11 protein-coding genes and 1 pseudogene are annotated in these 11,708 nt (G+C 68.9%); 7 read left to right on the top strand and 5 right to left on the bottom strand.

From position 1 onward, the window contains the following. The 4 genes from ASC60_RS38075 to ASC60_RS38065 all read left to right on the top strand — a co-directional run. Positions 1-222: carboxyl transferase domain-containing protein (locus ASC60_RS38075; RefSeq protein WP_304956835.1), on the top strand; the 222-nt coding region annotated here is incomplete at its 5' end. 27 nt (positions 223-249) lie between these two features. Beyond that, a complete protein-coding gene (locus ASC60_RS40445) occupies positions 250-459 on the top strand; it encodes an acyl-CoA carboxylase subunit epsilon (protein ID WP_079038912.1) in 210 nt (69 codons plus the stop codon). Between the two features lie 109 nt (positions 460-568). Then, positions 569-883 (top strand): hypothetical protein, encoded by a 315-nt coding sequence (locus tag ASC60_RS38070; protein WP_159043411.1) that lies wholly within the window; start codon positions 569-571, stop codon positions 881-883. After that, positions 880-2,628 carry a biotin carboxylase N-terminal domain-containing protein gene (locus ASC60_RS38065; RefSeq protein WP_055558308.1) on the top strand — a complete coding sequence of 583 codons (1,749 nt, stop codon included), beginning with the start codon at positions 880-882 and terminating at the stop codon, positions 2,626-2,628. Before ASC60_RS38070 ends, ASC60_RS38065 begins: the two co-directional genes overlap by 4 nt. Before the next feature lie 124 nt (positions 2,629-2,752). On the opposite strand, the gene ASC60_RS38060 is transcribed toward ASC60_RS38065, so the two are convergent. Beyond that, positions 2,753-3,196 (bottom strand): ATP-binding protein, encoded by a 444-nt coding sequence (locus tag ASC60_RS38060; protein ID WP_063787291.1) that lies wholly within the window; start codon positions 3,194-3,196, stop codon positions 2,753-2,755. Positions 3,197-3,454: 258 nt separating this feature from the next. Between ASC60_RS38060 and ASC60_RS38055 the strand changes: the two genes are divergently transcribed. From ASC60_RS38055 to ASC60_RS38045, 3 genes and pseudogenes are all read left to right on the top strand, one after another. Further along, complete coding sequence (locus tag ASC60_RS38055; protein WP_055558304.1) at positions 3,455-4,147, top strand: FadR/GntR family transcriptional regulator; 693 nt, start codon at positions 3,455-3,457, stop codon at positions 4,145-4,147. Continuing rightward, positions 4,144-5,418, top strand: coding sequence for an MFS transporter (locus ASC60_RS38050; protein WP_234357327.1), 1,275 nt, complete (start codon positions 4,144-4,146; stop codon positions 5,416-5,418). The genes ASC60_RS38055 and ASC60_RS38050 overlap by 4 nt, the downstream gene beginning before the upstream one ends. Before the next feature lie 42 nt (positions 5,419-5,460). Further along, positions 5,461-5,783 (top strand): annotated as a pseudogene (locus ASC60_RS38045) (acyl-CoA dehydrogenase family protein); the annotation flags it as partial. Positions 5,784-5,815: 32 nt separating this feature from the next. Here ASC60_RS38045 and ASC60_RS38040 read toward each other — a convergent pair. The 4 genes from ASC60_RS38040 to ASC60_RS38025 form a co-directional block, all read right to left on the bottom strand. Next, positions 5,816-6,478: an adenylate kinase gene (locus tag ASC60_RS38040; protein ID WP_055558302.1), complete on the bottom strand. Its 663-nt coding sequence runs from the start codon at positions 6,476-6,478 to the stop codon at positions 5,816-5,818. Between the two features lie 379 nt (positions 6,479-6,857). Then, a complete protein-coding gene (locus ASC60_RS38035) occupies positions 6,858-9,200 on the bottom strand; it encodes a pyruvate dehydrogenase (protein ID WP_055558301.1) in 2,343 nt (780 codons plus the stop codon). Between the two features lie 171 nt (positions 9,201-9,371). Next, a complete protein-coding gene (locus ASC60_RS44335; protein WP_079038911.1) occupies positions 9,372-9,932 on the bottom strand; it encodes an NUDIX domain-containing protein in 561 nt (186 codons plus the stop codon). A gap of 162 nt (positions 9,933-10,094) precedes the next feature. Next, positions 10,095-11,660 carry an acyl--CoA ligase family protein gene (locus ASC60_RS38025; RefSeq protein ID WP_055558299.1) on the bottom strand — a complete coding sequence of 522 codons (1,566 nt, stop codon included), beginning with the start codon at positions 11,658-11,660 and terminating at the stop codon, positions 10,095-10,097. Between the last annotated feature and the right edge of the window lie 48 nt (positions 11,661-11,708).

The following is an 11,708-nucleotide window of genomic DNA, read 5'->3' as shown; positions in this document are numbered from 1 at the left end:
CGCACCATCGCGGCCGCCGACGACCCCGAGGCCACCCGCGCCGAACTGATCGCCGACTACGAGGACACCCTGCTCAACCCGTACACAGCGGCCGAGCGCGGCTACGTCGACGCGGTCATCATGCCCTCCGACACCCGCCGCCACATCGTCCGGGGCCTGCGCGCGCTGCGCAACAAGCGCGAGAGCCTCCCCCCGAAGAAGCACGGCAACATCCCCCTCTGACCTCACGGGCTCCGGAAAGGGCTGCCAATGGTGTTCACGGTCGTACGGGGCAATCCGACCCCAGAGGAGCTGGCCGCCGCGCTCGCGGTGATCCAAGCCCGCGCCGCGGCGGCTTCAGCCGTCCCTGCGACGCCGCAGCGACTGGACGAGTGGACGGTCAAAACCCGCGACATCTGGTGCAACGCCACGCCGCCGCCGGGCCCGGGGGCGTGGCGCAGCTCCTACTGGCCACGCTGAGGAACCCATGGGGCCCGCGTCCGACGTCGTCGCACAAGGACCGCGAACTCCCTGGCCCCGGCGGCCGGTGGGGTCCTCCCGCCCCGTCGACCATTCGAACGGAGAGACCATGAAGACTCCGCAACAGCGGACAGCTCGTGCCCGTGCCGCGCCGGTGCCGGACACCCGTATCGTCGCACCCGGGCTCGACGGCCACGGCCGCGGCGCCAACGTCATCGCCCGGGTCCCGCGCGACACCGGCTACGAGGTCATCGACACCGACCCGCACCAGGCCCTGGAACAGTTCGCCGTCACCGTCGTCACCGTCGTCGCCGAGGACGCGGCACTCCCGGGTCTCTCCGTACCTTCAGGCGGTCGCCTGACCCTCGAAACCGTCGACCAGCTCGACGCCACCCCGAACCACACCCTGGAGCCGACATGCTGACGAAGGTGCTCATCGCCAACCGTGGTGAGATCGCTGTCCGTGTTGCCCGTGCCTGCCGGGATGCAGGTATCGCGAGCGTAGCCGTCTACGCCGATCCGGACCGGGACGCCGTGCATGTGCGCGCGGCCGACGAAGCCTACGCGCTGGGCGGTGACACACCAGCGGCCAGCTACCTCGACCAGGCCAAGGTCCTGGCCGCCGCCGCCGAGTCCGGCGCCGACGCCGTCCACCCCGGCTACGGCTTCCTCTCGGAGAACGCCGACTTCGCCCAGGCCGTCCTGGACGCCGGCCTGACCTGGATCGGCCCCCCACCCGCCGCCATCCGCGACCTGGGCGACAAGGTCGCCGCCCGCCACATCGCCCAGCGCGCCGGCGCCCCCCTGGTCGCCGGCACCCCCGACCCCGTCTCCGGCGCCGACGAAGTCCTCGCCTTCGCCGAGCAGCACGGCCTCCCGATCGCCATCAAAGCCGCCTTCGGCGGCGGCGGCCGCGGCCTGAAAGTCGCCCGCACCCTCGAAGAAGTCCCCGAACTCTACGACTCCGCCGTCCGCGAGGCCGTCGCCGCCTTCGGCCGCGGCGAATGCTTCGTCGAGCGCTACCTCGACAAGCCCCGCCACGTGGAGACCCAGTGCCTGGCCGACACCCACGGCAACGTGGTCGTCGTCTCCACCCGCGACTGCTCCCTCCAGCGCCGCCACCAAAAACTCGTCGAAGAAGCCCCTGCCCCGTTCCTGAGTGAGGAGCAGAACGCCGAGCTGTACCGGGCGTCGAAGGCCATCCTCAAGGAGGCGGGCTATGTCGGGGCGGGGACGGTGGAGTTCCTGGTCGGCGACGACGGCACGATCTCCTTCCTGGAGGTCAACACCCGTCTCCAGGTCGAGCACCCGGTCACCGAGGAGGTCACCGGCATCGACCTGGTGCGGGAGATGTTCCGCATCGCCGACGGGGAGGCCATCGGTTATGACGACCCGCCGATGCGGGGGCACTCCTTCGAGTTCCGGATCAATGGTGAGGACCCGGGCCGTAACTTCCTGCCCGCTCCGGGCACGGTGACGTCCTTCGTGCCGCCGGCCGGTCCGGGTGTGCGGCTGGACGCGGGGGTGGAGTCCGGCAGTGTGATCGGTCCGGCGTGGGACTCGCTGCTGGCCAAGCTGGTCGTCACCGGTGCCACGCGGAGCCAGGCGCTGCAGCGGGCGGCCCGCGCGCTGGCGGAGTTCCAGGTCGAGGGGATGGCCACGGCGATCCCGTTCCACCGGGCGGTGGTGGTGGACCCGGCATTCACCAGCGAGCCGTTCACCATCCACACCCGCTGGATCGAGACCGAGTTCCACAACACCATCGCCCCGTTCACCCCGACCGACACGGACGAGGCCGAGGAGCCCACCGGCCGCGAGACCGTCGTCGTCGAGGTCGGCGGCAAACGCCTGGAGGTCTCGCTGCCCGCCTCCCTGGGCGTGGCCACCGCCCCCGGGGGCGGCTCGAAGAAGCCCAAGCGCAAGGCGGTCAAGAAGTCCGGGTCCGCCGCCTCCGGCGATGCCCTGGCCTCCCCGATGCAGGGCACCATCGTCAAGGTCGCCGTGGCCGAGGGCGACACGGTGGCCGAGGGCGACCTCATCGTGGTCCTGGAAGCCATGAAGATGGAACAGCCCATCAACGCCCACCGCTCAGGCACCGTCAAGGGCCTGGGCGCCGAGGTCGGCGCGTCCATCACCTCGGGCGCGGTCCTCTGCGAGATCAAGGACTGACAGAATGATCACTGTGGCGCCACTCGGATCCCAGGTTTGACTGGCGCTTCCGCTGTCCTCGGCAGGATGAGCCGACCGCACGCCGCCGGGCGGGGTGGACGCCGGGGCCTGGTCAGGGCGTGGGCTATTGGATTTCCGCCCATCGAGTGGTCCCGCCTTGGTAGGTCGTGGTTCCGGAGCGGGCGGAGAGTGCGGCGACGATGGCGCTCCCGCGGCCGCTCTCCTCGGGCTGCCGAGGACTGCCGCCGTGGTGGCGCAGCAGCGCCGGGCCCGCGTCCGTGACCTCGATGCGGACAGCGCACGCAGTCCGGCCACCCTGCCGGGACAAGCAGAGCGACGCGGGGGGAAGGGCATGAACGACCGCGTTGGTGATCAGTTCGGAGACGACCAGAAGCGCATCGTCCGCAAGCTCCGAGGGGATGCGCCACTGTTGCATAGCGCGGGCGGCGCGTCGGCGGACGGCGGCAAGACCTTCTGGAATGAGAGGCAGAGGGAAGACCACATCTGTCCGAGCGGATGAGACTGTCTCAAGGCTGTTGCTGCGCTTCACGGGCAGGTTGTGAGTCATGGTGCTGTCCTGGGGGGTGTTCCCGGTGGGGCGGGATACGGCGACGACGTCCGTACCGACTCTTCCGTCGTTATTGATGACTAACGTTATGGATGAATCACATTCAACGTATGTCCCGATATAGGGCCAGTCAAGGCATGGGCGGAAGGGAAAAAAGTTAACATGCAGTAACGTCCCGCGCGGCGCGACGGGAGAACCAAGGCAGGTGGCGACCTACATCACGTACAGATGTCAGACATTCGGTGTTAGGGTCACCTTATGAACGATCTTGATGCGCCGCGCCGCGTCGCGAGCTTGTCGGCGCAACTGGTGGACACCCTTCGCGAGCAGATCACATCCGGCGCATGGCCTGTGGGGATGCGGATTCCGCCCGAACACGAGCTGGTCAAGCGACTCGGTGTCGGGCGTACAACGGTGCGCGAGGCGCTCGGCGCGCTGGTGCATCTGGGCCTGCTGGAGGCTCGGAAGGGTGACGGGACGTACGTCCGAACATCGAGCGAAATGCACTCGGTACTGATGAGACGCGCCAACACCTCGAGGTCGAGCGACGTGCTGGAACTGCGCGCAGTGCTGGAAGAGTACGCCTCTGGCTTGGCCGCGTTGCGGCGTACCGAAGACGATCTGGATCGCCTGCGGCACCTCCTCGACGAGGCCGAGGCGACAGCGGATTCAGCGGAGATGGCCGCCATCGCGGAGATCGACACCCGCTTCCACCAGGCCGTGGTGAGTGCCAGCGGGAACACCCTTCTCACCGAGGTGTACGACGTCCTCCGCACCGCGGTCACCGAACAGATCGGCGGCACGCTCTGGCCCAGCGCGACGGCCGCAGAGCACAGCCTTCTGCACAGGCGTCTCGTTGAGGCGATCGCCGCCCAGGACGAGGTCGGTGCACGCTACTGCGCCACCGAGATCGTGAAGCTCACCGAGACCGGAACGGAACGGCAGAAGTGACCACCTCGAGGAACTCCCGCGCCGGCCTCGCCACGGCTACGAAGGCCGACCGGATCACCACCCCGACGACGCCGGTTACTACGCCCGCCCTTTCGGCCGGCCTCTTGATCGCGATCCTTTTGGTGGCGGCCAACCTACGCGTGACCTTGACGGGTGTGGGCACACTGCTGCCGGCCATCGAGCACGACACCGGGTTGACCGCGTCAGGGGGTGGCGTACTGAGCACCCTGCCGCTGTTTGTGTTCGCCGTGACTTCGCCCTTTGTCGGGCGCGCCTCGCACCGGGTCGGCACCACCCGCCTCCTCGTAGCCGCCCTCGCGGTGCTGGCCGCGGGCACCGTGATCCGGTCCTTGCCTTCGCTTGCCTGTTTGTTCGCCGGAACCGTGATCCTCTCGGTGGCGATCGCAGTGGGCAACGTCCTGCTGCCCACGGTGATCCGCACCCACGTGCCCGGCTCGCGAGTTCATACCGTCAGCGCTCTCTACGTCACCGCTATGGGAGTGGTCGCCGCTCTGTCGTCCGGCATCTCCGTCCCGCTTGCCGAGGTCCTACCCGGAACCTGGCATTCCGCCCTGGCCTGGGGAGTAGTCGTCGCCGTCGCCGCTCTCGCCGTGTGGCTGCCTCGGCTACGCGGGTCCCGCCCGGACGGCGGCGTGCGGTCTCGTGGGACACACGCTCGAACCCCATGGCGATCCTGGCTGGCGTGGCAGGTGTCCTTCTTCATGGGCTTGCAGTCCCTTGCCTTCTACACCGCCGTCGCTTGGCTGCCCAGCATCCTCAGTCAGCAGGGCATGACCACCACAGCTGCCGGCTGGATGCTGTTCTACTACCAGCTCGTCGCACTGGTCACGAGCATGTTGCTGCCTTTGATCACTCGAGGCCGCCACGACCAGCGCTTCGCTGCGGCCGCGGGCTCAGCGATCGTCGCCGCAGGCTTCGCGCTTCTGCTCCTCTTTCCAGCGCTCACACTCGCGGCGTGCACTCTTCTCGGGTTGGGCGCCGGTGCCTGTCTCGTGCTCGCCCTGAGCTTCCAAAGCCAACGTGCCACTGGTGCCAGCGAGACCACAGCCCTGGCCGGGATGGCTCAGTCCATCGGCTATCTCGTCGCCGCGGCCGGACCCCTTCTTCTGGGCGTCCTCCACGACACCACCGGCAGCTGGACTGGTGCTCTCCTTCTCCTCACCGCATTGAGCCTGGTCATGGCCGCTGCCGGTTATGGCGCTGGACGCGACCGCCACGTTCGCACCCGACCTGACGGCGAGACAGACTAACGCGGTCCGGGAAAGCTGCAGCTCAGCAGAAACCCTCCGCCCGCGGTGGACCAGGAGGCCCGCTTCGCGCAGGAGGCCCTCGAGGCCTCCTGCGCGAATGACCTGCACGCGGTGCACGTGCCCGAGGAGTACGGCGGGGCGGGCGCGGACGTGTCCGAGCACTACACGGTGATGGCCGTCACCGACCCCACCAAGCGCTCCAAGGGCATCAGCGCATTCGTCGTCGAGGAGTCCGACGAGGGCGTCTCCTTCGGCGCCCCGGAGAAGAAGCTCGGCATCAAGGGCTCCCCGACGTACGAGGTCCACCTGGACAACGTCCGATCCCCGCGGACCGCATGATCGGTGAGGAGGGCACCGGCTTCGCCGCCGTTGGTGGTGGGGGAAGACGTGCCGGCGGCTACTTGCCGTCGTCCTCGTGCCCGAGGGCTTCCAGCGCCCGCCGCGTAACCTCGTCAACCGGGCCCAGGGAGGAGATCGTGACCGCCAGGCCCCGCGTCTTGTAGTACTCGATGATCGGCTCGGTCTGCGTGTGGTAGACCTCGAGCCGCTTGCGGACGGTCTCCTCGGAGTCGTCGTCGCGCTGGTACAGCTCACCGCCGCAGACGTCGCACACGCCCTGCTTCTTCGGCGGGCTGTACGACACGTGGAAGACGTGTGCCGACCGGCTGCGGCAGATGCGTCGGCCGGCGATGCGCTTGATGACCTCTTCCTCGGGGGCTTCGAGGTCAAGGACCGCGTCCAGCGTGATGGCCTCGGTCTTCAGCAGTTCGTCGAGCGCCTCGGCCTGCGAGACGTTGCGTGGGAAACCGTCGAGCAGGAAGCCGTTCTCGGCATCCGGCTGTTGCATGCGGTCCTTCGCCATCGCGATGGTGAGCTCGTCGGGGACGAGGGTGCCGGCGTCCATGCAGACTTTCGCGAGTTTCCCGAGCTCGGTCTGCCGGCTGATGTTGGCCCGGAACAGATCGCCCGTGGATATGTGCGGGATCGACAGTTTCTCGGCCAGGCGTGTGGCCTGAGTGCCCTTTCCAGCACCCGGCGGCCCGACGAGGACGATGCGCATCAGCGGAGGCACCCTTCGTCCTTGCGCTGCTGGAGTTCATGCTTGCGCTGCTGGAGTTCATCTGCGGCGGAGGAGCTTGCCGGCGGCTTGGAGATGATCTCGCCGATCCTGCCGCCCACGGCCAGATACCGACGACTGGCTGACGGTGCGGCTGGTCGGGGAACGGCCGGAGCCCCGGACCACTTTCGTTCGATTCCGCTCAGAGCCTTCATCACATGTCCAATCGTCTGGGTGGTGCGTCTGCTCGGCTCACCGTGGGAAGGGCGGACAGGTTGATTGCGACCGTCCGGCGGTACGTCTTTTCGGCAAGACAGGGGCGTGCCGCCGGACGGGGTATGAGAGGCGAGCCCCCTGCACGCGGGGGCTGCCGGGTTCTTCCTCAATCGATGAGGTCGAGGGCGGTGGTGACGATGCTGTCTGTGTCGATGCGGTGGTAGCGGTAGACGTCCTCGATCGCCCCGGACTGGCCGAACCGGGTCACGCCGAGGGTGCTGACGGGAACGTTCTGGATCGTGCTCAGGAAAGCCAAGGTGTGGGGATGCCCGTCCAGGACGGTGACCAGCGGGGTGGCCCGGCCTGGGGGGAAGACCTGGTCGAGGATCCAGGCCGGGTCGTCCGACAGGCCGCGACGGGCCTGGAGCGCACGGAAGAGGAGGTCCGGGCTGGTCACGCACACAACGTCGGCGCCATACCCGAGGGCGGCGAGCCGGTCGGCGGCGGCCAGTGCCTCCGGGACCAAAGCGCCCATCGCGGCGAGTGTCACCACGGGCTTCTCGTGCTGCCGCAGCCGGTAGGCCCCGGCGGTCACCTGTCGGCGACGGCGTTCGCGAGCGGCCGGGTCGCTGGGCACGGCGGCTGTCGACTGGTCGATGGGTCGGGTCGACAGCCGCAGATACGCCGAACTGCCCCCTGGACTGGCCAAGTTGCCGAGTGCGGCGAGCAGGCACCATTCGGTGTCGATGGCGAACGCCGGCTCATAGGTGACGCAGCCGGGCTGTTCAATGCCCAGCGAGGGGGTGGTGATCGACTGATGCGCACCGCCTTCCGGGGCGAGGGTGACACCGGAAGGGGTGCCGACCAGGATCGACTGGCCACCGGCATAGATGCCGAACGACCAAGGCTCCAGTGCCCGGTTGACGAAGGGATCGTAGACGACGCCGATCGGCAGCAGCGGCTGGCCCCACCGGCTCCAGGTGGCGCCCAGCTCGCCGAGGAGACCGACCAGGTTGGTCTCCGCGATGCCCAGCTCCACGTGCTGACCGGCCGGCTGCTCGCGCCAGTGCAGGATGGTCTCGGCGTCGTCGGCGAACCAGTCGGTGCGCTCGGTGGGCGACCACACGCCCACCTTGTTGAGCCAGCCGCCCAGGTTGGTGGAGGAGCTGACGTCCGGGCTGACGGTGACGATCCGGGCGGCCGCCTCCGGCGCCCGCCGGGTGAGATCCAGCAGGACGCGGCCGAGAGCCTGCTGAGTGTTCCCGATGCCGGAAGGGGCCGGGCGCGCTAGGTCGGCGGGGACCGCAGGGGGCTCTTGGGGCGCCTGTTCGGGGCGGCGCAGCCGCTGGGCGGCCGCCGCGCACAGGGCCGCTTCCGCCGAACCCTCACCGAAACGCGTCCACGGGTGGTCGAGATCGGTTCCCAGGCGGTCGGCCAGTGCACTCATCTGGTCGGCCGTCAGGAGCGAGGAGTGGTTTTGCGGGTGGCCCTCGGTGGGGAGCCCGTAGCCCTTGACCGTGTAGGCGAAGATCACGGTCGGGCGGGTGTCGTCGACACCGGCGAACGCGTCCGACAGCGCGCCGATGTCGTGGCCGCCCAGGTTGCGCAGCGCCGCCAGGAGCGAGGCGTCGTCCAGGGGGGCGATGAGGCCGGCGATCGGCCCGGCGGTCGAGCCGGTGCCGGGCAAGCGCTCGCGCAGCTCGTCGGCGGAGCAGCGCAGCAGGCGCTGGTATTCGGGGTTGCCCATGGCATCGATACGAGCGCGCAGGGCCTCTCCGCCGGGCCGGGTGAACAACTCCTGCAGGAGACGCCCGTACTTGAGGGAGATCACCTGCCAGCCGGCCGCGGCGAACATGCCCTGCAGCTTGTCCGCGGCGATGCCGGGGATGACTCGGTCGAGAGACTGCCGGTTGAGGTCGACGACCCACACCACTTCGCCCAGACCCGGCACCGTCGGATCCTGGATGGCTTCCCAGATCGCGCCTTCGTCCAGCTCGGCGTCGCCGAGCAGGGAGTACTGGCGCCCCCTCCCGGCACCACCGAAGCGCCCCTCCACGTAGCGCCGGGCGAGAGCGCCCCACAGGGGAGCGGTGGCGCCGATACCGACCGAACCGGTGGAGTAGTCGACCGTGTCGGGGTCCTTGGAACGACTGGGGTAGCTCTGCAGACCGCCGAAGGCACGCAGCGTGGTCAGATAGGACTCGTCCAGCTCGTCCAGCAAGTAGTTGATCGCATGCAACACCGGCGAGGCGTGAGGCTTGACCGACACCCGGTCCTCGGCAGTCAGCGCATGAAACCACAGCGCCGTCATGATCGAGGTCATCGAGGCACTGGATGCCTGGTGACCGCCCACCTTCAGCCCCGAAGGGTTCGGCCGCACCCGGTTGGCGTGGTCGATGATCGCGGTGGACAGCCACAGCACCCGCTGTTCGACCGACTCCAGCGCGGCAAGCTCCTCCGCCTGGGCAGGACCGCCGTTGCCGCCGGCCGACCTCAGTTCCGCGTTCATCACAGACCACCTCCGCTTTCGGCACCATGCCTGAGGAATTTCGCGTTATGCTCCGCCAGAAGACGGGTATCTCTGCGGCTACACAAGATGTTTCTTATAGATCGAGCGTTCTGCCCGGATTCGGACCACCTGGTCGGCCGGCCCGGGGCGCTGGGCCGGTTCGCACCGGCCTCAAGACGCGACCCCCTCACACGCCTTGGCCGACGGCAGAGAGGCGACTGCTCGCAGGACATCTGTCAGCCATGCGACCTGCCCGTCGAACTGTGACAGCTTCCAGGGCCGTACCCACCGGTATGCCTTGTGCTCCCAGTTGAGAGTGAGCCGGCGTTGACTGGTGCAGGCCAAAAAAGTGTGCACGGTCCAGTCCGGCCCGCCACGAGGGTCGGCCAGACGCAGCGTGGGGCCCGCAGTCAGCTGCTCCAGAGCGCGGGCGGGGAGCAGAGTCTCCTCCCAGATCTCCTGAATGGCTTGCCGTACCGGGTCGCTGTCAGCGTCCAGGTATCCGGTGATGCAGTGCCACAAGCCCGCATCATGCTGGACAGATCCACTGCGCTTGAACAACCCGATGCGCCCCCGCCACATGAGAATGACAGCGACTACCTGCCGCGGGCCCTGAGACCCGGGGCGACCGGGCTCCTTCGGGGCCTGGGCCCCTGGTGAAGCCCGGGAGACCACCCCGCGACCACCGCCTTCGGTACGGACACCCGGGGAGGACCCGACGCGCTTCTTCATCTGGTGCCTCCTTCATGCGACGGCCTGGCCAAGGAAAAGTCCCCGTGCGGGCAGGAGCTCTTGGTGTTCCCGAACACCCGCCGGACGCCCTGCCGCGTGGAAGCACGCGGCAGGGCACTCCCTGCCGACGACCTCGCGTGCCACCGGTCCGTTCGGCGTCGTTCACCGGATGCGGCTCTCGCTCCCGGCCCATGCCTTGTCCCGCAACACGAACTTCTGGATCTTCCCGGTGGAGGTCTTCGGCAACTCGGTGAACGTGACCGTCTTCGGCGCTTTGAACCGGGCCAGCCTGCCCCGCACATGCTCGATGATCTCCGCCTCGGTGGCCGTAGCGCCTTCCCGCAGGCTCACATAGGCGGCGGGGACCTCACCCCAGCGCTCGTCCGGCACCGCGATCACCGCCGCCTCCAGTACCGCCGGATGATCCATGATCGCCTGCTCCACCTCGACCGACGCGATGTTCTCCCCACCCGAGATGATCACGTCCTTCGAGCGGTCACGCAGCTCCACGTACCCGTCGGGGTGCAGGATGCCGATGTCCCCGGTCCGGAACCATCCGTCCGGCACCGCTGCCTGGGTGGCCTCCGGATCGTCGAGGTAGCCGAGCATGAGGTTGTTGCCGCGCAACGCGATCTGCCCCGTGGTGACACCGTCCGCGGGGACGTCCGTGCCGTCGTCCGCGATCACCCGCGGCACGCACGAGATCATGTTCCCGACGCCCTGGCGCGCCTTGAGCCGCGCTTGTGCCGCGGCGTCGCGGTCGTCCCACTCCGGGCGCCAGTCGCACAGCATCGCTGGGCCGTAAGTCTCGGTCAGCCCGTACAGGTGCGTGACCTCGAACCCCAGCTCCGCCGTCCGTCGCAGGATCGCCGGCGACGGCGGCGCCCCACCGGTGGCGATCCGCACCGTGCGGTCCAGTGGCGCGGCCTCCTGGGCGTAGGCGATCATCGACAGCACCGTCGGCGCCCCGTTGAGGTGCGTGACGCCCTCCTCCCGGAGCAGTCGCCAGATCTCCGCCGGATCCGCCTTCGGCAGACAGACGTGCGTCCCAGCCGCCGCGGTCACCGCCCACGGGAACGTCCATCCGTTGCAGTGGAACATCGGCAGCGTCCACAGGTGCACGCTCGACGGCGTCAGTCCGGTGTGCCCCACCATCGCCACGGCCTGGAGGAACGCGCCCCGGTGGTGGTACATCACGCCCTTCGGGCGGCCCGTGGTCCCCGAGGTGTAATTGATCGACAGCAGCGCCCGTTCGTCGGCCGGGGTCAGATGCAGCGGCTCCGCCGCGGCCAGCAGATCCTCGTATTCCCGCCCCGCCCTGATCCGGTGCGGTGGGGCGTCCAGCCGGGCGAGGGCCTCGTCCACCAACGCGTCGAACGACGGGTCCTGGATCAGCACGGACGCCTTGGAATGCTCCAGGATGTAGGCGACCTCGCCCACCGACAGCCGGGTGTTCACCGCGACCAGCGGCACCCCCGCCCACGGCACCCCGTAGTGCGCCTCCAGCGACACATGCGTGTTCGGCGCCAGCACCGCCACCGGACGCCCTCCGGCCAACGAGGCCAGCCCGCCCGCCAACCGCTGACACCGATCACGCAGCTCCGCGTAGGTCCACCGGGACCGCCCATCCACCACCGCGACCCGATCTCCGTGCGCCGCCGCCGCACGATCCAGATACGACGTCGGGGTCAACGGCTCGAAGGACAAGGACCCCGGGTCGCGGGTCATCGCACCGCTCCGTGTGGCGGGACGCCGATCGTGATCTGGAGGACGCCG

This window comes from Streptomyces sp. NBRC 110028 (genome assembly GCF_001417735.1).
Lineage (GTDB): Bacteria > Actinomycetota > Actinomycetes > Streptomycetales > Streptomycetaceae > Streptomyces.
Note: the sequence above shows the minus strand (reverse complement) of the source record. Positions and strands in the feature narration are given on the sequence as shown.